Source organism: Cupriavidus sp. LA-1, from assembly GCF_055385985.1.
Map to the genome: position 1 here is coordinate 2,841,980 of NZ_AP031388.1, position 19,617 is coordinate 2,861,596.

18 protein-coding genes are annotated in these 19,617 nt (G+C 64.6%); 8 read left to right on the forward strand and 10 right to left on the reverse strand.

Annotated features, from left to right (window positions below):
* Positions 1-73 precede the first annotated feature (73 nt).
* Positions 74-2,224 (reverse strand): phosphocholine-specific phospholipase C, encoded by a 2,151-nt coding sequence (locus ACZ5MJ_RS31915; protein WP_464225083.1) that lies wholly within the window; start codon positions 2,222-2,224, stop codon positions 74-76.
* Between the two features lie 358 nt (positions 2,225-2,582).
* Between ACZ5MJ_RS31915 and ACZ5MJ_RS31920 the strand changes: the two genes are divergently transcribed.
* Positions 2,583-3,434: an HAD-IIA family hydrolase gene (locus ACZ5MJ_RS31920; protein ID WP_464225084.1), complete on the forward strand. Its 852-nt coding sequence runs from the start codon at positions 2,583-2,585 to the stop codon at positions 3,432-3,434.
* On the opposite strand, the gene ACZ5MJ_RS31925 is transcribed toward ACZ5MJ_RS31920, so the two are convergent.
* The 7 genes from ACZ5MJ_RS31925 to ACZ5MJ_RS31955 form a co-directional block, all read right to left on the reverse strand.
* A complete protein-coding gene (locus ACZ5MJ_RS31925) occupies positions 3,421-4,323 on the reverse strand; it encodes a MurR/RpiR family transcriptional regulator (protein WP_464225086.1) in 903 nt (300 codons plus the stop codon). The two genes, ACZ5MJ_RS31920 and ACZ5MJ_RS31925, sit on opposite strands and share 14 nt — an antisense overlap.
* Before the next feature lie 101 nt (positions 4,324-4,424).
* A complete protein-coding gene (locus ACZ5MJ_RS31930) occupies positions 4,425-5,570 on the reverse strand; it encodes a DSD1 family PLP-dependent enzyme (protein WP_464225087.1) in 1,146 nt (381 codons plus the stop codon).
* 23 nt (positions 5,571-5,593) lie between these two features.
* Positions 5,594-7,150 carry a M81 family metallopeptidase gene (locus ACZ5MJ_RS31935; RefSeq protein ID WP_464225088.1) on the reverse strand — a complete coding sequence of 519 codons (1,557 nt, stop codon included), beginning with the start codon at positions 7,148-7,150 and terminating at the stop codon, positions 5,594-5,596.
* Between the two features lie 14 nt (positions 7,151-7,164).
* Positions 7,165-8,166 carry a Bug family tripartite tricarboxylate transporter substrate binding protein gene (locus ACZ5MJ_RS31940; RefSeq protein WP_464225089.1) on the reverse strand — a complete coding sequence of 334 codons (1,002 nt, stop codon included), beginning with the start codon at positions 8,164-8,166 and terminating at the stop codon, positions 7,165-7,167.
* 138 nt (positions 8,167-8,304) lie between these two features.
* On the reverse strand, positions 8,305-9,276 hold the full coding sequence (locus ACZ5MJ_RS31945) for an ornithine cyclodeaminase family protein (protein WP_464225090.1): 972 nt from the start codon (positions 9,274-9,276) through the stop codon (positions 8,305-8,307).
* A complete protein-coding gene (locus tag ACZ5MJ_RS31950; protein WP_464225091.1) occupies positions 9,266-9,895 on the reverse strand; it encodes a helix-turn-helix transcriptional regulator in 630 nt (209 codons plus the stop codon). The genes ACZ5MJ_RS31945 and ACZ5MJ_RS31950 overlap by 11 nt, the downstream gene beginning before the upstream one ends.
* 82 nt (positions 9,896-9,977) lie before the next feature.
* Positions 9,978-10,841 carry a LysR family transcriptional regulator gene (locus ACZ5MJ_RS31955; protein WP_464225092.1) on the reverse strand — a complete coding sequence of 288 codons (864 nt, stop codon included), beginning with the start codon at positions 10,839-10,841 and terminating at the stop codon, positions 9,978-9,980.
* Between the two features lie 188 nt (positions 10,842-11,029).
* Between ACZ5MJ_RS31955 and ACZ5MJ_RS31960 the strand changes: the two genes are divergently transcribed.
* Together ACZ5MJ_RS31960 and ACZ5MJ_RS31965 are read left to right on the forward strand one after the other, a co-directional pair.
* The gene (locus ACZ5MJ_RS31960; protein ID WP_464225093.1) at positions 11,030-12,013 is read left to right on the forward strand and encodes an aldo/keto reductase; all 984 of its coding nucleotides are present in this window, start codon (positions 11,030-11,032) and stop codon (positions 12,011-12,013) included.
* Positions 12,014-12,279: 266 nt separating this feature from the next.
* On the forward strand, positions 12,280-13,173 hold the full coding sequence (locus tag ACZ5MJ_RS31965; protein WP_464225094.1) for an NAD(P)-dependent oxidoreductase: 894 nt from the start codon (positions 12,280-12,282) through the stop codon (positions 13,171-13,173).
* A 114-nt stretch (positions 13,174-13,287) separates the two neighbouring features.
* Here ACZ5MJ_RS31965 and ACZ5MJ_RS31970 read toward each other — a convergent pair whose 3' ends face one another.
* Positions 13,288-13,959, reverse strand: coding sequence for a c-type cytochrome (locus ACZ5MJ_RS31970; protein ID WP_464225095.1), 672 nt, complete (start codon positions 13,957-13,959; stop codon positions 13,288-13,290).
* 312 nt (positions 13,960-14,271) lie between these two features.
* Here ACZ5MJ_RS31970 and ACZ5MJ_RS31975 point away from each other — a divergent pair, with 312 nt between their 5' ends.
* From ACZ5MJ_RS31975 to ACZ5MJ_RS31990, 4 genes are all read left to right on the forward strand, one after another.
* Positions 14,272-14,727, forward strand: a complete 456-nt coding sequence (locus tag ACZ5MJ_RS31975) for a DUF305 domain-containing protein (protein WP_464225096.1) — start codon at positions 14,272-14,274, stop codon at positions 14,725-14,727.
* Between the two features lie 15 nt (positions 14,728-14,742).
* A complete protein-coding gene (locus ACZ5MJ_RS31980) occupies positions 14,743-16,215 on the forward strand; it encodes a YncE family protein (RefSeq protein WP_464225097.1) in 1,473 nt (490 codons plus the stop codon).
* Positions 16,216-16,318: 103 nt separating this feature from the next.
* Positions 16,319-16,840, forward strand: a complete 522-nt coding sequence (locus ACZ5MJ_RS31985) for a sigma-70 family RNA polymerase sigma factor (RefSeq protein WP_464226664.1) — start codon at positions 16,319-16,321, stop codon at positions 16,838-16,840.
* The gene (locus ACZ5MJ_RS31990; protein WP_464225098.1) at positions 16,837-17,634 is read left to right on the forward strand and encodes an anti-sigma factor family protein; all 798 of its coding nucleotides are present in this window, start codon (positions 16,837-16,839) and stop codon (positions 17,632-17,634) included. The genes ACZ5MJ_RS31985 and ACZ5MJ_RS31990 overlap by 4 nt, the downstream gene beginning before the upstream one ends.
* 24 nt (positions 17,635-17,658) lie before the next feature.
* On the opposite strand, the gene ACZ5MJ_RS31995 is transcribed toward ACZ5MJ_RS31990, so the two are convergent.
* The gene (locus ACZ5MJ_RS31995; RefSeq protein ID WP_464225099.1) at positions 17,659-18,561 is read right to left on the reverse strand and encodes an aldo/keto reductase family oxidoreductase; all 903 of its coding nucleotides are present in this window, start codon (positions 18,559-18,561) and stop codon (positions 17,659-17,661) included.
* A gap of 113 nt (positions 18,562-18,674) precedes the next feature.
* Between ACZ5MJ_RS31995 and ACZ5MJ_RS32000 the strand changes: the two genes are divergently transcribed.
* The gene (locus ACZ5MJ_RS32000; protein WP_464226665.1) at positions 18,675-19,604 is read left to right on the forward strand and encodes a LysR family transcriptional regulator; all 930 of its coding nucleotides are present in this window, start codon (positions 18,675-18,677) and stop codon (positions 19,602-19,604) included.
* Positions 19,605-19,617: the final 13 nt, after the last annotated feature.

A 19,617-nucleotide genomic window follows, 5' to 3' on the forward strand; every position in this document is an offset into this window, starting at 1 on the left:
GGCGAATGCGAAGTGGCCTGCATCCGTGCAGGCCACCCGCTCAGTCGTTCAAGCGTCCGCCAAGCGACAGCGGTCAGGCTCCCGGCATGGCCATGGCCGGATCGCTGACGCTGTCCTTGCCGGTTTCAAGACGGCCGGCGAAGCGCCGCAGGTAGCTCGCGTCGTCCGTGCGCACGACGCTGAAGTCGTACCAGCGCGCGCTCCTTTCCAGCGACCAGCGCTGTTCCACGACCTCGCCGCCCGGGGGGACGGTCAGCGTCCACGGGCCATCGTTCCGGTAAGCGTTGGCTGTTACCGTCACGGTGCACGCGGCGTTGCCGGGGTTGCGCATATGCAGGTACAACTGTCCGTTCTGCAGGTCGTAGCAGACCTGGCACTCCGGCTGCGCACCGCCGCCGGCCACGGTCCCGGTGAAATGCCGGACGAAGCCGTTCGGCCCGAGCACCCACAAGTCGTACTTGCCGTTGTCCGCGACCACATCCCACGCGTCCGACAAGGACTTGTCCGCTTCCACGGTGTAGCGCCGCGGAATGCGGGCCAGGTGCAGCTTGTCGTAGACGTGGAACACCGCGCCTTGCGCGCCGCTGTTGGCGAACAGCAGCGTCACGCTGCGGCTGCCACCGTCGACGCGCGCGCTGGTGTGCAGCTCGTAGGGCAGGGCGCGCGAAAAGCGGGTTCCGCTTTCCTGGAACAGCGGCTGCGGCGTCGCGGGCGGCATCGGCGCCGGCATGGATTTCTGCTGGGCTTCGATGATCGCGTAGTCGCTGGTGTCCGGCAGCGCCGGGAACTTCGGGTCGTTAGGCGTGGCGAAGTTGAAAGCCGACGTGAGGTCGCCAGAGACGGCGCGGTGCCATGGGCTGATGCCGGGAATGGTGATGCCGAAGCGCTGTTCGAGGAAGCGCCCCACCGAGGTATGGTCGAACGTCTGCGAATTCACCCAGCCGCCCTTGCTCCATGGCGATACCACGTACATCGGCACGCGCGGCCCCAGCCCCCACGGGCGCACGTTGCCGCTGATGGTGTCCTCGGGGTGCAGATACTTGTGTGCCGGATCGGAGAAATACTCGCCCTCCAGCGGCAGCGTGGATTTTCCCGCAAGCGTGCCGTCCAGGTTGTAGGAGGGCACGGCGGGCGGCGGGACGTGGTCGAACAAGCCGTCGTTCTCGTCGAAGGTCTGGAAAAAGACGGTCTTGCTCCAGACCTCCGGGTTCGAGGTCAGCGCATTGAGCACCTGCGCGGTGAAGTTGCCGCCGTGCTGCGGGCTCGACGGGGCGCCGGGGTGCTCGGACTGCAACTGCGTCGGCAATACCCACACCACCTCGGGCAGCGTGTCGTTCTTCACATCGCGCTGCAGGTCCTCGATGGTCCACAGGCTCATGCCCTGCTTGTACATCGGCGAATCCGGCTGCGCCGAGCGGAAACTGTCGAACGCCAGGCCACCGTGCATGGCACCGGTCCAGTTGTCGTTCGGGTTCTGGTAGATGCGCCAGCTGATCCCGGCCTGTTGCAGGACATCGGGAATGGTTGGCCAGCGGAAGGACGAGCCGGCATAGGTGTAGCCCGGTGTCGGCAGCGCGCCCTTGATCCAGCAGCGCAGGTTGTTCGGCTCGCTGTCCGTATCAGTGGAATTGATGCCTTGCGCACGCAGGTCCGGATTGAAGTTGGAACCCGAGAAGAAAACGATGCGGTTGGGATCCGTGCCGGTGGTGATCGAGCAATGGTAGGCGTCACAGATCGTGAAGGCTTCGGCCAGCGCGAACTGGAAGGGGATGTCGTCACGCTTGTAGTAGCCCATCGAGTACGGCTTCTTGTACTTGGGCCACATGCCGAACTTGCCCTGGTTCCAGGCAGCCTGCGCGTCCGAGTAGGAGTGCGGCGTGCTGGGCATCAGCAGCGCGTTCATGGTCTGCTTGTCCAGGTGGAACGGCGGGATCTCCCTGGTGCCGTCCGACTGGTACCAGACCGGTTTGCCGCTTTCGAGCGGAATCGGGAAACGGTCGCCGAAGCCCCGTACCCCGCTCATGGTGCCGAAGTAGTGATTGAAGGCACGGTTTTCCTGCATCAGGATGACGATGTGCTTGACGTCCTTGATGGTGCCGGTCTCTACCGCGGCGGGCACGGCGAGCGCGCGGCGGATGCTGGGCGGAAGCACGGTGAGCGCGGCGGTGGCACCCATGGCCTGGGTGGCGGCGCGGAGGAAATTGCGTCTGTCGTTGGATTTCATGTGGCTGACCTGTAGGCGGAGGGCGAAGGGAGAGACAGGCGGGGTATCAGGGGGCGCAGTGCAGCGTGTCCGCCGGCTTGTTTGCATTGGCATTCGCTTGTACCGATGCGGGCTGCGCTTGCGTGGCCGTGGAGGCGGAGTCCTCGCCGCCGCCGCAGCCGGTGAGCGCTATGGTCATCACAACGCCGGCCATGGCAGCCAGACATCTTGTGCACAAAGTTTTCATGGTGGGTTCCGTGTCGCATGGTTGGGGGTGGAGCAACAGGAATCCTAGTCACGCCACATGACAATTGAATGAACAACGCTCAATCAAATGTGATTGTAGAATGAACAATGTTCAACGCAATCGGGTTTATGCATGACGATTAACAGGCAATGCCTTTCCGACCAACGTGCGGCCGAGGTTGTCGGCATTCCGGAGCCCGAGCTGCCACCCTGGCGCGCGGCGCCGTGGCGTTACATCCTCGACCTCGACGGCACGCTGATCCGCAACGGTGCGGCATTGCCGGGCGCGGCCGCACTGCTTGAGGCATTGCGGGGCCGCTACGCCATCGTGTCGAACAATTCGACCGACACGGCAGCGGGCCTGTCGCGCAAGCTGCGCCGCATGGGTCTGGCGATTGCGCCGGCGCGGTTGGTGCTCGCCGGCGAAATGACTGTGAACTGGCTGTGGCGCACCTCGCCCGATGCGCGCGTGCTCTTGCTGGGCAGCCAGACACTGCGCCGCCATGCGATGCGGGTGGGCTGCCGGCTGGTCGAGCAAGACCCTGACGTGGTGCTGCTGGCGCGCGACCCGCGCTTCGACTACGACAAGCTTTCGCTGGCGGCGAATGTGCTGCGCGCCGGGGCCCGGCTGGTGGTCACGAATCCCGATCTCAGCCATCCCGGCGACAACGGCACCTGTGTGCCCGAAACCGGCACGTTGCTGGCTGCGCTGACGGCCTGTGCCCAGGTGCGGCCTGACTGCATCATCGGCAAGCCTTCTGCCGTCCTGTTCCGGGAAGGACTGCGGCGCTTGCAGGCAAGACCGGCGCAGGCGCTGATGATCGGCGACAACCCGGCGACCGATGCCGTGGGCGCCGTCGCGCTGGGCATGTCATTTCTGCTCCTTGGCACGGGGCCTGGCGCTGACGCGCAGACCCCGGCGCAACTGCTTGGTACATGGTGCTCCGGCCGGAAGGCGCTGGACGCCAGGCTCAATAGCGCTTGAGCGACAGTATCTCGAAGGTGTGGCGAATCGTCTTGACCGCGTGCTCGTAGTCGGTCAGGGACAGGCAGGCGATCAACACATCGATGATCGCCAGCTGCGCCAGGCGGCTGGTCATGGCTTCCGTGCGGAACTGCGTTTCGCGCGCCATGGTCAGCAGCACCACGTCGGAGAAAGCCTGGACCGGCGATTTTCCAAAATTGGTAATGCAGATGGTGTGCGCGCCGGCTTCCTTGGCCAGCCGCGTCGCCGTTACAGTCTCATGCGTGCTGCCGGAATGGGAAATCGTCAATACCGCGACATCCGGCCCGGTCAGCGATGCGCTGATGACCTGCACATGCGAATCGACCACGGCTTTGGCGTTGAGGCCGATGCGGAGCATGCGGTAGTGCGCGTCCTCCGCGATCGGGGCTGCGCTGCCGATGCCATAGATCTCGATTCGCTTTGCCTTCTTCAGGATGCGCACGGCGCGCTCGAGCGCGCCGACATCGAGGGCCGACTGCGTCTCGTGCAGCGTCTGCACGTTGCTCTGGAAGATCTTGCGCACCACCGTGGCCGGATTGTCGCCGGGCTCCAGGTCTTCGTGGATCAGCTGTACCGGCCGCACGATTTCCTGTGCGAGCGCGATCTTCAGCTGCTGAAACCCGGTCGCGCCGAGCGTCTTGCATACGCCTACCACACTCCCCTCGCTGGCGCCGGTGCGATCGGCCACTTCACTGACTGACATATGGACCACCTCCTCGGGATGGCTGGCGATGAAGTCCACAATGCGCTGCCCGGTGGCCCCCAGCGTGTCGCGGATGCTGGCGATACGCGTCACGATGGCGCTCAGCGCATTCTGCGGCATGCTGGCGGCGGGCTTCCTGACGGCTTTCTTCTTGTCTGCTGGCATGGATATTCTTCACTGGACGTCCGTTGCTGCGGACCGATGCTCGCCATTGTAGAAGAACCGTGCACGCTTCCGGCAGACCCACGCGGGACTACCGGCTCGCCTTACCAGCCATACAAACGCTCCCACGCCGCCAGCTGTCCGTCACCGGAAAGCGCCCGATACTCGGGGAACTGCGCACCCGTGGCACAGGCATGGTTCGGAAGGATGCGCAGCCGCGTGCCCAGAGGGAAGTTCGCGGTAATGTCCTGGTCCGGCGCGCCCTGGCATGACACGATCCCGTGCTCCTGGTTGGCCTGGCTCAGCACGTACCCGGGGAGCACCGTGCCGTCCATTTTGCAGACCTGCCCGTAGCCATAGTCCCGCTGCTGCTTCTGGGTACCGCGATCGCGGCTCATCGCCATCCAGCCCGCGTCCACGATTGCCCAGCCCTTGTCGACCTGATGGCCGATCACCGTGGTCAGCACGCTCAGCGCCACGTCGTCGGTGGCGCAGACGCCCACGTTATGCATCACCAGGTCGAAGAACACATACACGCCTGCGCGCACTTCGGTGACGCCATCCAGGTGCGCGGCGGCAAGCGCTGTGGGCGTGGAGCCAACGCTGACAACCGGGCAAGGCAGGCCCGCGGCGCGCAATCGCTCGGCGGCGCCCACGCAGCCGGCGCGTTCCTGCTCGGCCAGCGCGGTCAGTGCCTCGGGCGTGTTCAGCTCGTAGCTGGAACCGGCATGGGTCAGCACCCCCGCCAGGCGCATGCCGCCCGCTTGCAGCACATGGCCCACCTCCAGCAGCGCGGGATCGTCGGGCCGGATGCCTGAGCGGTGGCCGTCCGTGTCGACTTCGATCAGCACATCGAATACCTCGCCGTTGGCGCGGCCGAAATCCGCAATCGCCTGCGCCGAAGCGACGTTGTCGGTCAGCACCTTCAGGTCGCACCCGCGCCGCCGCAACGCGAGCGCCTGCGGCAGCCGATGCGCCGCCATGCCGACGGCATAGACGATGTCGGTCACGCCTTCGGCAAAGAAATACTCGGCTTCCTTCAAGGTGGACACCGTGATGCCTTGCGCACCGGCTGCAAGCTGGGCGCGCACGACGGGCCTGCATTTGGAAGTCTTGACGTGCGGGCGGAAGCGCACGCCCAACGCGTTCATGCGCTGTTGCATCCGGTCGATGTTGCGTTGCATGCGCGCCAGGTCAATGACGGCCGCCGGGGTATCGAGGGAGTCGAGTGTATCGATGGATGTGGACATGTCTGGCTGGATTGGCAATGGGTTCACTGGAGCGTGCCGTGCTTGTGCAACAGCCGGATGTGCGGCGTCCAGTCGGTCATGGCATCGAGCGGGACCACGGGGCGCGGCAGGCGCTGGAAGTCGAACCGGGACAACATTGGCGATGTCAGCCCCGGGGCATCGACGCTGTAGATCTGCGCCGGGGCAAAGAACTCATCGAATGCCGCGCGGAAATGGCCTCGCGATTTCACCACCACCGTGCGGGCTTGCGCGATATCGATGCCGAACATCTCGAAGAAGGCGGGCTCGTGGCATTGATGGCGATTGGTGATCACCACGACCTTCACGCCTCCCACCTGGAGCAGGGCCGATGGACCCAGGTTGAAGCTGCACCCGGCCAGCTGCCCCCGTCGCCCCACGCCCTGGCCCGCGTGCAGCCGCAGTACCGTCGCGGGTGCGCTGAAGGCTTCGGAGTATACGGTGCTCTCGCCGCGATTGAAGTGGGCGGTAAACTCCGCGCCCGCGCCGAGGGCATGGGCCTGCGCGCCGAGCTCAGGATCGGTGACCACACCGAGCACGGCATCGCGCACGCCGGCGCGCAACAGCGCCTGCAGCAGGAAGGGGGTATTGCCGCGCCCGCCGCCGCCGGGGTTGTCCGCCACATCGGCCAGCAACACGGGCGGCATTTCGTGGTCATCGCCAGCGGCCTTGGCCAGCGCGACCGCCTCGTCAAGAGACGTCAGCTCGGGCGTGAACGCGGCGCGGCCAGTCCACGCCGGCATCACCAGCTCGCGGGCGGTCTGCCTGGCGAAGTCGGCATCATCGCGGGCCGTGACGATGACCGTCATGCCGTTCTTCGGGGTGTCGCCGAAGGCAAAGCCGCCTACCACCGAAATATTGACGATGCGCGCGTCGGCCAGTGCCTCCGCTTGCTCGATCATGTCGGCGTATGGTCCGGTGCCGGGCGCCGTCAATAGCTGGGTCGGGGGTGCGCAAACCGGCATGCGCACATGTGCGACGCAGAACCGCGCACCTTGCATCAGCTCGATCAGTACGTCAGCCGCATCCGTGCCGCGCTCGGCCATGTCGGTATGCGGATTACGGCGATAGGAGATCAGCGTATCCACCGCGTCGACCATGCGGTCGGACACATTCGCATGCAGGTCGATGGTGGCGACGATCGGCACCGTCGGTCCGACAATGGACCTCACCATCTGGAAGACCAGGCCGTCGGGATCATCCTCTTCGGTGGTGATGGCAGCACCGTGCTCGCAAATGTAGACGGCATCGAGCGGCAGCGCGGCGCGCAACTCCCGCTCAAAGATGGCGAGCGTGTCCATGAAGAAGGCGTGGTCGACCGGGCCGCCCGACTCCGCATTGGCAAACAGGATCGGGACGGGCTGCCACTGGCCGCCGGCATCCATGCGGCGGACAAAGGCGGGGATCTCCGGCGTCATGGCGGGCGCCGGGGCGCGGGCATCTGACAGCAGGGCATTGCCGGCCAGATAGGCGCGTGACACGAAGTCGGCGCGCGTGGACACTGGAGCAAAGCGGTTCGATTCAATGGCAAAGCCGAGAATCGCGATGCGTGGATTGGACATGGTCGGCGGCAGGCTCAGTTCTGCTTGGGGATCTTCGCGGTGATGATCAGGTCGGCCCACTTCTTCTGCTCGCTGGCGATGAACTGGATGAACTCTGCGCGGGTGCCGGTGGCGGCGACGGCGTTGGCATTGGCCAGGTCCTGGCGCAGGCTGTCGGTCTTCAGCACCTTTTCCAACGCCGTGCCGAGCTTGTCGACGATCGGCTGCGGTGTGCCCTTGGGAAACACCAGGCCACCCCACGAGACATTTTCATAGCCCTTCAGGCCCGACTCATTGAGCGTCGGCACGCCGGGATACAGCGCGACGCGTTCGCGGCTGGTGATCGCCAGTGCGCGCAGCTTCCCGCTCTTGACCAGCGGCCATGCCACCGATGCATTGGTAATGGTGTAGTCGAGCCGGCCCCCGGCGAGATCGGTCAGGGACGCCGGATCGCCGTTATACGGTATGAACAACACGTCGATGCCGGCCATCTTCTTGAGCAGTTCGCCGCCCATGTGGCCGCTGCTGCCAGTGCCCGCTGCAGCGTAGGAAAGCTTGCCCGGAGATTTCCTGGCCTGTGCAAGCAGCTCGGACACGTTCTTAATCGGGGAGTCGGCACGGACCAGGAGCAAGTTATAGATGGAGAACATGCGGCCCACAGGCACAAAATCCTGCCGCACATCATAGGGAAGCCTGGTGAACAGGGCCGGATTGATGGCCAGGGTGTTGATGTTGCCATAGCCCAGCGTGTACCCGTCCGGCGCAGCGCGCTTGACCTGTGCCATGCCAATGTTGCCGGCGGCGCCCGGGCGGTTGTCGACGACAAAGTTGGCGTTGGTTTCTTTCGCCAGGTGAGCCAGCACAACGCGGGTCAATACGTCGGCCGAGCCACCGGCAGCGGAGGCAACAATAACGGTAACCGGCTTTTGCGGCCAAGGGTTGTCGGCCGCCCGGGCGGCGCAAGTGAAGCTACAGGCAGCACTCAATGCGAGCGCTGTGAGGGCAGGGATGAGACGCATGAAACCATCTCCGGACATAAAGGAAGGAATTGAGGTCCTTGACCGTCCGGTAGCATCAGTGGCATGCCGCGGGCAAGGCGCCGAAGCCGCGCGGCGGCTACGGTGACATCGTGAAAAGCAAGCGGCTCCTACATAATGCAAACATCGATCAAAGCGTTACCACGACCACGGGATGCTGGAGCCCACGCCGGCCGCGCCAGCCCTCTGATGGAGCAGGCGGGCGACGGTCAGGTCCTGCAGGGCGAGACCGGTCATGTCAAATACCGTGATGTCCGTCGGTTGCCGGTCCACACGGGCCTTGCCCGTCAGCAGGTCGCCCAGTTCGATGCACGGCGTATCGGAGGCCCATTGGGTTTCGCCGATCTGGCGTGCCTGTGCCTGGTCGTCGACGAACAGGCGCACCCGCTGCAGCAGGCCCTCGGGCAACTCGCGCTTGCCTTTGGTGTCGGCGCCGACACAATTCAGGTGTGTGCCTGGCCGCACCGCCTGCGTGTCGAACAAGGCGCCCGCTCCTGGGGTTGCGGTGATCACGATGTCGCTCTCCGACACGGCAGCATTGCGCTCGCGCACAGGCAGGATGTCGCAACGGTGCGCGAACTGCGCCTCGAAATCTGTGTCGCGCTTGCCGTCCACCGAGGCATAGTGGACCTCGCCAAGTGCTGGCAGCAACCGCAGCGCGAAGCTGAGCTGGACGCGCGCCTGGACACCGGTGCCGAACACGCACAAGCGGGTGCTGTCCGCCCGTGCAAGCTGCTGCAGCCCCAGGCCACCGGCGGCGCCGGTGCGCATGGTCGTGACCGCATTGCCGTCGAGCAGGCAGACGGGCCGCCCGGTCGCGGGATCGATCAGCATGATGGTGGCCTGGTGCGGCTCACCGCCAAGCCGACGGTTGTCGGGCCAGAATCCCGCGGCCTTGAAGCCCAGCAAGCCTTGTGCCTGCACGTCCCCGGACTTGATGCCGAAGACGCCGCCGGTTACCAGGGGCTCGCGCACCACCGGGAAGACGCGGCCCTGGCCCTGGCTATGCAGCACGAAGGCCTCGCGCACGGCTTCCAGGACGTCGTCGCGCAGCAGCAATGACTGCACCTCGTCCTTGTCGAGCAGCAGCAGGCGGGCGTCACTTGGCATCGCTGTACACCGTTGCTCGCGATACACCCAGATGCATTGCCACGACCTCCATGGCCCGGCGCACCTCCATGCAACCCGATTCCTTGAGCTCGCGCATCAGCGCGCGCCGGTCCGTCGCCTTGAGCGAACGGGGGGTGGTGGCGAGCCGCGCCGCGAACTGGTCAATGCGATCCCGGATGGCATCCGCGCCGACCGGATCGAGCGACTCCGTCACGCCCGCGGCCGCGCCGACCGTGCCGAACTGTCCCAGCATGGTCTGCAAGCCGCGAAACAGGGAGAGATCGACATTCAGGCACAGCGCCGCGATGTATTTCCCGCTGGAATCCTTGATGCCGATGGAGGTGCTCTTGGCCTGGCGGCCATCGGCGAACTGGTTCGCGTAGTTGGCGATGACTTGCTGGTATTGCGGGTCGGCGATACGGGCCAGGCCGAGTTCCGTGGCCGGGTCGCCAGGCTGTCGACCCGACAGGTTGTTATGGATCGCCAGGATCGCGTGCTTGGGATCCAGGAGGTCGTGGACCACGACCTCGCAAAACGGCGCCAGGGTCTCGCCGAGGCCCTGCGCCACTTGCTTGAGTTGATCGAGCAGCGCTTGCTGCTCCATGGTTCGTTTCGTCATATGGACAGATTATCCAGAACTAGACTAATAGTCAAGGGAGAAAATCCAGCGCGCCATGGAGCGCGCATGCGCCCGTCGCCGGTCAGGTGTTGGCCGCGCGGATCATGTCGATCAGTTGCCGCAGGCCGGGCAGGGTCTGCCGCCGGCTGGGGTAGTACATCACCATCGGCGGACCGGCGACCGCCCATTCCGGCAGAACCACTTCAAGGCGGCCGGCAGCGATGTCGTCTGCCACGCGGCGTTCGAGGCAGTATGCGAGCCCGACGCCGTTCAGCGCGGCATCGACGGCAGTGTCCGTCTCGTTGGCGCTTACCGGGCCAGGTACGTCGAGTTCGAGTGCGCGGCGACCATTGCCAAGCTCCCACCGATACAGTGAGTTGTCGCCGATGCGGATGCGGATGCACGCGTGGCGCATCAGGTCGTCCGGCTTCGTCGGGCGTCCGTGCCGCGCCAGGTATGCGGGGGAACCCACAATGACCCAGCGCAGCGGTGGCGTCAGCGGCACTGCGATCATGTCGTGTGCGACCGTGTCGCCATAGCGGATGCCGGCGTCGTAGCCGTCGGCAATGATGTCGATCAGGCGATCGTCGACGGTGATGTCGAGCTGGATTTCCGGATATGCGCCGGTGAAAGCTGGCAGGATCGGGCCGATCAGCAGGCGCGACGCGTCGCGCGGCACGTTGATACGCAGGCGGCCGACCGGCGATGTGCGGTAGCGGTCAAGCTGGTCGATCGCCGCGCCGATGGTCTCAAAGCCCTTGCCGAGCTGTTCCGCCAGCGCGCTGCCGGCCGCCGTCGGCACCACCGAGCGGCTGGTGCGATTGAGCAGCTTCACGCCCAGGCGGGCTTCGAGATTGCGCATGGCGTGGCTTAGCGCGGACGTCGACACCCCCAGTTCGGCGGCCGCTTGCCGGAAACTGCGGCGGCGGCAGATGGTGATGAACACATTGAGATCGGCAAGCTCGGTGCGGGTAAAAGCGGGCATGGCAGACAGGTGGCGTGGCTTGCCTCAATGATTCGTTGAATCCAATTCAACAATAAATGAGCTAGATTGTACGCCTCGAGCGGTGGCCGATTGCAGTCCGAACGTGCAGTCCAACGCTCGCCGGCACTTACCGATTGGAGTCACTGAGCATGAATGTCGAGACGATACAAATTGAAGGCATCCCGGTTGCGGTATCGCGCGTTGCGCTGGGCACATGGGCGATAGGCGGCTGGATGTGGGGCGGAGCCGACGACAACGCCTCCGTGGCGACGATCTGCAGCGCGCTCGACCATGGCATCAATCTGATCGACACCGCACCCGTGTATGGCTTTGGCCATTCCGAAGAAGTGGTCGGCAAGGCGCTGGCTGGCAGGCGCCAGCAGGCGGTGATCGCAACCAAGGTCGCGCTCGACTGGGGCGATGGCGGCGTGCGGCGCAACGCCACGCCGGCGCGCATCCGACAGGAAATCGAGGACTCGCTGCGCCGCCTGCGCACCGACTACATTGACCTGTATCAGGTGCACTGGCCGGACACGCTGGTGCCCTTTGAAGACACGGCGGCCGAGCTGGAGAAGCTTCGCGTCGAAGGGAAGATCCTGGCCGTCGGCGTCAGCAATTTTTCTCCGCGGCAGATGGATGCGTTCTCTGTGGCGACACGGCTCGCGGCAGTCCAGCCCCCTTACAACCTGTTCGAGCGTGCGATCGAAGCCGACGTATTGCCCTACGCGCGCGAGCAGGGACTGATCGTGCTGGCCTATGGCGCGCTGTGCCGTGGCCTGCTGTCCGGGCGGATGAGCGCATCCACCAGGTTCGACGGAGATGACCTGCGTAACGCCGACCCGAAGTTCCGGCAGCCGCGGTTCGCGCAGTACCTGGCGGCCGTGGAAGCGCTCGCGGCGTTCGCCCGCGAGCGCCATGGCAAATCGGTGCTGGCATTGGCGATCCGCTGGATCCTCGACCAGGGCCCGACGATTGCGCTGTGGGGCGCGCGTCGCCCGGACCAGTTGGGCGGCATCGGCGACGCGTTCGGATGGAAGCTGAGCGCGCAGGACATGGCGGACATCGACGTGTTGCTCGCACAGCATGTGACTGATCCGGTCGGACCGGAATTTATGGCGCCGTCGCTGCGCTAGTGTCCTGTTCCGTAGATAACTTGCCAGAATGAAACCGTCCAGTTGGTCGTCAGGCTAGGCGCGAGGAGGCGCCATAGCCGTAGCTATGGCAACGACGAGCAACGACGCGTGGCGGCCAACTGGGCGATTTCATGGCAAGGTATTTGCGGAACAGGACACTATTACAGAGTGGCAGCTGACGGGCGACGCGATCGTGCGACCTCGTCCGTCACCGTGGCATTGCCAGGGGGCTGCCTTGTCAACATTTTTCGTTTCGGAGTTTCACCATGCAGATCGGATTTATTGGGCTTGGCTCAATGGGCGCCGCGATCGCCATGAACCTGGTCGAGTCTGGGCACCAGGTGCAAGTGTTCAACCGCAACCCGGCTCGTGCCGAACCCTTGCGCAAGGCGGGGGCCACAGTGGCGGCGAGCCCGGCCGAGGCTGCGCATCAGGCTGACGTCGTTTTCTCAATGGTCGCCGACGATGCCGCGCTGACATCGGTCACGCTGGGCGAGACTGGAATTCTCGCGGGACTCCGACCAGGGGCGGTGCATATCTCGATGAGCACGATCGGCGTGGATACGGCGCAGGCACTCACGGTCCGGCATCGAGAAGCTGGCTTGGGCTTCATCTCGGCGCCGGTGTTTGGCCGGCCCGATGCGGCCGCGGCGCGCAAGCTCTTCATCATGGCCGCGGGCGCGGACGAGCATCTGAACATTGCAGTGCCTCTGCTGGAACAGTTGGGGCAGTCCGTCGGTATCGTCGGCGCCGATCCTGCGCAGGCGAGTCTCGTGAAGCTGATCGGCAACTTCATGCTGTCCGTGATCATCGAGACGCTGGGCGAAGCCTGCGCGGTGGCGGGCAAGGCGGGCATCGACCCGATGCACTTCGTCAGTCTCCTGACCAACGCGAACTTCAACGCGCCGCCCTACAAGATCTATGGTTCCATGATCGCGTCGCAGCAGTTCCAGCCGGCTGGCTTTTCACTGCCGCTCGGCCAGAAGGACAACCGCCTGATGCTGGCGGCCGCCGAAGCGCTCGGGGTGCCGCTCCCGCTTGCGAGCTTCGTGCACGATCGCTTTCTTGCTGTGCGCGCGCAAGGCATTGGTGCCGAGCACGACTGGTCTGCCGTTGCCCTTTGTGCGTTGACCGAAGCCGGGATGCGCAAGCACGGTTAGCCTGCCGTAAGGCAAGTCTCTCATGCGCGATTGACAAGGGGAGGGGGCGCCTTCCACCACATGTGGAAGGCGCTTCCCGATGCTGGCCGATGCCTCGGACACGCGCCCGTGGCCTCACGGATCAATCACCGACAGGTAGGCCGCAGCCTCCTCTATCTGCCGCTCGTTCAGCGTGGCCGCCACGGCCGTCATGGTTCCCGGCGCTGACGTTCCCGCCTGCGCGCGGGCCTGGAACGCATGGAGCCGGCTGATGACAAATGCCGCCGGTTCGCCGGCAATGGCAGGGTAGCGCGCGCCATTGCCTTTTCCATTGGCCGCATGGCAGGAGAAGCAAGCGGGAACGTCCGGAGCGGCCCCCAACTCGGCCAGTCGCTTGCCGGCTATCACCATTGCAGGCGGAGGACGGTGTGCGCCCTCGACACGCGGAGGATGCCGGGCCGAAAAGAACACCGCGAGGCTGCGTATCTCGCTGTCGGAGAGGTCGTGTGCAACGCTTTGCATGACAGCACTCACACGGGTTCCCGCCTTGAACATGGACAGCGCATGCGCAAGATAGTCCGGATTCATTCCCGCGAGCCTTGGTGCGCCAGTTGCCGTACCGGCTCCTGAAACGCCATGGCACGAAACACAGCTGGCAAGGGAGGGCGGTGGCGTGCTGAGCGCGGGATCGCTCGCGGTGACTGAGGCTTGCGCATGACAGACGCCGGACACAGCAATGAGCGCCAGCAAACCAGGCCGCCAGCGGCTGCCTCGGGGGTTGGGAGGGTAGTGGCCGGTCATGTGCATCCTCCCGATATGGCGGTCGCAAGCGTTGTCGGAACAGTGATTCGGCACGACTATGCGGGAGCGATACTGACAAAAGGGCGCTAAGACAATTACGAAATTGTTATGCCAAATGTGCTCATGCTTGCTACCGGCGCCGGCTGGCGCTCGATCCCTGGATGGATTTCCCTTTTCAAATCCGCTATTTAGCGAGGACGTTGCAGGCTCCCGCTTCAGTTCACGAAGAAAATTTCATCCGCGCCGGAATAAGCCCTGGCCCCGACTCGTCTACCTTGCAATGGCCCTCATTCCGGGGCTCTGGACGACGAGGAAATAATGACGATCTGCCACCGCTCTTGCCGATTGCGGGCGCTTGCCTGGGGCGCCCTGGTGTTGATGGCGCCACTGTCCATATCGGTCGCTGCCGCAACCCAAGCCGGGTCAGACGAAGAGAAGTTCATGGCAGAGAACGAGGCCGCCATGACAAAGATGATGGATGGCATGACCGTGAAGCCAAGTGGGAGCATTGACGAGGATTTCGCGGCCATGATGATCCCGCACCACCAGGGTGCCATTGACATGGCAATGGCTGAGTTGCGCTACGGGAAGAATGTGCAACTCAGACGCATCGCACAGGAAATCGTCGTAGAGCAATTGCAGGAAATCGCTGCGATGCGCCTCGCGCTCGGCCAGCCGCTGCCGCCTTCCGAGCCGGCGCCCACCCAGGCAACCGGCCCCGGTCAATCCCTCCCGCAACCGGTCTCCCACGGCCATTCCGCGCACACACACTAATTGCAAGGCCAATCCATGAATCGAAGCCCTTTCAGAAGAGCCCTGTACCTCACGCTCCTGCTCGGCGTGGCCGGGCCGGCGTTCGCCGGGCAGGCGCCTGGCGCATTGAGCGCCCCGGATGTGCCCATCAGCCACCGGGACCGCATCTACGCAGCCGAACAATTCTCAAATACGGTTTCCGTCACGGATCCGGCTGACAACAAGCTGCTCGGCGTCATCCGCCTGGGCGACCCCGCGCCTGGCAATTTCAGCCCGCTCTACCGCGGCCAGGTCCTCGTCCATGGCATGGGCTACTCGCCGGACCACCGGACGCTGGCGGTTGTGTCCATCGGGTCCAATTCCGTTTCCTTTATCGACACGGCCAGCAATGCCGTCAAGCATGTGACTTATGTGGGGCGCTCACCCCATGAGGCGTTCTACACGCCGGACGGCAAGGAAGTCTGGGTGACGGTTCGCGGCGAGAACTACATTTCCGTCATTGACGCCAGGACCTTTGAGGAGAAGACTCGCATCACTGTTGCCGCGGGTCCGGGCATGCAGATCTTCTCGCCGGATGGCAGGTACGGCTACATCTGTTCGTCGTTCAACCCGGAAACAGCCGTTGTGACCGTTGCCGACCACAAGATCGTGGGCCGCGTGAAGCAGGAAAGTCCGTTCTGTCCCAATATCGCTGCCACGCCTGACGGCAAGCAGGTATGGTTCACGCTAAAGGACATCGGCAAGGCTCAGGTCTTTGAAGCCCGGCCCCCGTTCCGCCTGATCAAGACCCTGGAAACCGGCCCCATTACCAACCATGTGAACTTTGCGCACACGGCAGCGGGCACGTTTGCCTACATCACGATCGGTGGCTTGAATCAGGTCAAGGTCTTCCGTACCGATGATTTCTCGCTGGTCGCGACGATTCCTGTAGGTAGCCTGCCACATGGCGTCTGGCCCTCCGGCGACGGGACCCGTGTCTACGTCGGCCTTGAGAATGCGGACAACCTTGCCGCCATTGACACAGCCACCAACAAGGTGATTGCCAATGTCCCGGTTGGCCAGGCGCCACAGGCCATTGCCTACGTTCCCAATGCTGTTCCCGAAGGGACGGGAACCCAGGGTCTTCAGCAGTTGGGGGTGGCGGGACAAACCACACAGTTGACGCTGGTGCAAGTTGCCGATGGCAAGCCAGTCGTCACGGACAACCCGCCAACAAATGTTACGCTGTTTGATCAGGGTCTGCTCCAGGTTCTGCAGGCGTCCGCTACCGGACTGCAGCCTAAACAACCTTATGTGCTGGCGCTAAGCAGCCGGCCAGACGGTAGCGGCACGCTCGAGCCCCTCGCCACCTTCATGACGAACCCGGCGGGCTCGGCCATCGTCAATGCGATCGGCCCCATCCGGCAGATCGTGCAAGGGGTTGCAAGCGCCGATTCGCGGCGCTACCTGGTCATCGCCCCGGCCGGGAACGGCAAGCCCGCGGCGCCGGTCCAGGTGCAGGGGTTGTAATCGAAGGACCGTCCGCGCGGCAGCCTGCGAAGGTATGACGCGCGGACGCCGTATTGCCACCCGTTGGCTACAGGTACCGGAAAAGGACTTCGCAGTGAAGGACATGTTGCTCCAGGTCGAGCCGATGATCCCGGCGCTGCGCCGCTATGCGCGCGCACTGTTGCGCGATACGACCGCCGCCGATGATCTGGTGCAGGACTGCCTGGAGAGAGTCATCACCTACTGGAACACCCGCCGCAGCAACGATGACACGCGTAGCTGGGTCTTTGCCATCCTGCACAATCTGGCAATGACCGCATTGCGCAAGCATGCCGGCACCCAGGGCATGCACGTCGCCATTGACGAGGTGGCCGAATCCCAGATGGTCGTGCGCGCCACGCAGGAGGACGCGCTGCACTACCGCGACCTCATGAGCGCACTCGACGCCCTTCCGGCGGAGCAGCGTAGCGTCCTGTTGCTGGTCTCGGTAGAAGACATGTCGTACGCGGATGCTGCCCGCGTGCTGGAAATTCCCATTGGCACCGTGATGTCGCGCCTGTCGCGCGCGCGGGAAAAGCTTCTGAGAATCATGGCCGCCGGTGTGCCAGCGGCAGCCTCTATGCCGGTATTGCGGAGGGTCAAATGAGCGAGAATCGGCCCGTGCAGGAAGAAGACCTGCTGGCCTATGTGGACAACGCCCTGGACGACACACGTCGACGCGAGATCGAGGCCTACCTGCGGCATCATCCGGACGTCGCTCGTCGCATCAAGGGCTATATCGCGCAGCGCGAACAGTTGCGTGCGGCGCTTGGCCCGATCGTCCATGAGCCCATCCCGCCGGAGCTGAACCTGCGCCACATGCTTGAAGCTCGCCGTACGCGGTCCGGCGGTCCCTGGCAAATGGCAGCTTCCGTCCTGGTCGCCCTCTGCATAGGCGGCATGGGCGGCTGGCTCGGGCGCGGGGCGACCGAGCCGGCGCCCGGCGGCATAGCTGCCCTCGCACGCGAAGCCACGGCCAGTTACCAGGTTTTTGCCTCCGACACTACCCGGCCGGTGGAGATCAGCGCAAATGACAGCGCTGCGCTGGTCAGCTGGGTATCCGCGCGCCTGCGGCGTCCGGTCTCCCTGCCGGATCTCAGCAAGGCTGGCTATCACTACATGGGTGGGCGCCTGGTGGCAACTGAGCATGGGCCGGCCGGCCTCTTCATGTATGACGACGGACACGGGACCCGACTGGCCATGCTGGTGCGCCCCATGCAGGTCGAACGGGACATGCCCATGAGGGCGCACGAACAGGCCGGCGTTACGGGATACTCATGGGCGGACCAGGGGCTGGGCTACAGCCTGGTCGCCGCCGCTTCCACCAGCGGGCTGCATCCACTGGCCGATGAAATGCGGCGGCAGATTGACCAGCAGGCCGCAAAGGCGGCGCCCGCCTGAATGACGAGCCCCTGGCGGCTGCGGCTATCTGGCAGCCGCCGGCAAGGGCTCGCTGATGCCTTGCCCCATCCGATCGAGCTCCGCAAGCAACGCATGCGTCAACACACATTCCGCCGCCTGCATGTTTTCGCGCAAGTGCCGCAGTGATGAGGTACCGGGGATCAGCAGGATATTTGGCGCCCGGTGCAGCAGCCAGGCGAGCGCCACCTGCATCGGTGTCGCACCAATCGTTTTGGCGATGTCCGACAATGCGGTCGACTGGATCGGCGTGAACCCGCCAAGCGGGAAGAAGGGCACGTAGGCGATACCCTTGGCCGCCAGTTCGTCGACCAGCGCGTCATCCGCGCGCTGGACAAGGTTGTACTGGTTCTGCACGCAGACGATCGGGGCGATCTTCTGCGCTTCGGCCACCTGGGCCGACGTCACATTGCTCAGTCCGATGTGGCGGACAAGCCCCTGCCTCTGCAACTCGGCGAGCACGGTCACCTGTTCTTCAATGGACCCTTCCACAGGCGCGTGAATGTCGCCCATGCTCCGCAGGTTGACGATGTCCAGCGTATCAACGCCGAGATTGCGCAGGTTGTCGTAGACCCCGCTGCGGATATCCTCAGGCTCAAGGGCCGGGATCCATGAAGCGTCTTCGCCGCGACGGGCGCCTACCTTGGTGACAATCACCAGGTCATCCGGGTAGGGATGAAGGGCTTCGCGGATCAGTTGATTGGTGATGTGGGGTCCGTAGAAGTCACTCGTGTCGATGTGGTTGACGCCGGACGACACGGCTTCGCGAAGCACGGCGATCGCTGCATCACGATCCCTGGGCGGGCCGAACACGCCCGGTCCGGCTAGTTGCATGGCACCGTAGCCAATGCGCTTCACGGTGCGGCCGGCAAGCTGGTAGGTACTGGTGGGACGATTGGATTGGGGCATGGCGCTCTCCTTGGTGAACCCTTGTCGAACATTCGGGCCCAGTATGGTCAGCGTTGCACTGTTTGATAATCCGGCCTAGATTGAATGGGTTGTTGCAAAAATTAAACAGCGACATGGAATTCAATGACCTGGCGGCGTTTGTTTCGGTCGCCCGCGCCGGTGGCTTTCGGGATGCGGCACGAATCAGTGGCGTCTCTGCGTCCAGCCTCAGCATCGCCGTGCGCCGCCTTGAATCGAAGCTGGGCCTGCGCTTGCTCAACCGAACCACCCGCAGCGTCGCCCCGACGGAAGCCGGTCTGCGCCTGATCGAGCGGCTGACGCCCTTGTTCAGCGAGATGGAGTCAGCGCTCGATGTACTGAACGCCTTTCGGGACAAGCCCGCCGGCACGCTGAAACTGAACGTGCCATCGAGCGCCGCGTGGACGGTGTTGCCAGACATCCTTGCGTCGTTCCTGGCGGCCTACCCGGACATCCGCGTGGAGGTCGTGGTGGAGGATGGATTCGTCGATGTGCTTGCCATTGGCTGCGATGCGGGTATCCGGTACGAAGAGCGGCTTGAGCAGGATATGGTCGCGGTCCCGATCGGACCGCGTGTGCAGCGCTTCGCTACGGCGGCGGCACCCCGCTATCTGGACCAGCATGGCAGACCGGCACACCCGCGCGACCTGCTCGCATACACCTGTCTGCGCGGCCAGTTCGCCAGCGGCGCAATGCCAATGTGGGTATTCGAGCGCGACGGTGAAATCGTGCGGCTGGACCCGCCCAGCCGTCTGCTGATCCGCCCTGGAGCCGCTTTCGACCTGGCGATCGATGCCGCGGTGGCGGGGACAGGCGTGATCCATCTGTTCGAGGGCAAGCTGCGGCCGCAGCTCGACAGTGGTGCGCTGGAGCCCGTCCTTGAGCCCTGGTGGCAGTGCTTCCCGGGGCCGTTTCTTTACTATCCCGGCCGTCGTCACCTGCCGGCGCCGTTGCGGGCATTCGTGGATTTCCTGAAGGCGGGCGGGGCAGAGGCTGCCGAGACCGCGGCCACGCCATCGGCATGAGCGGACAGCGGCT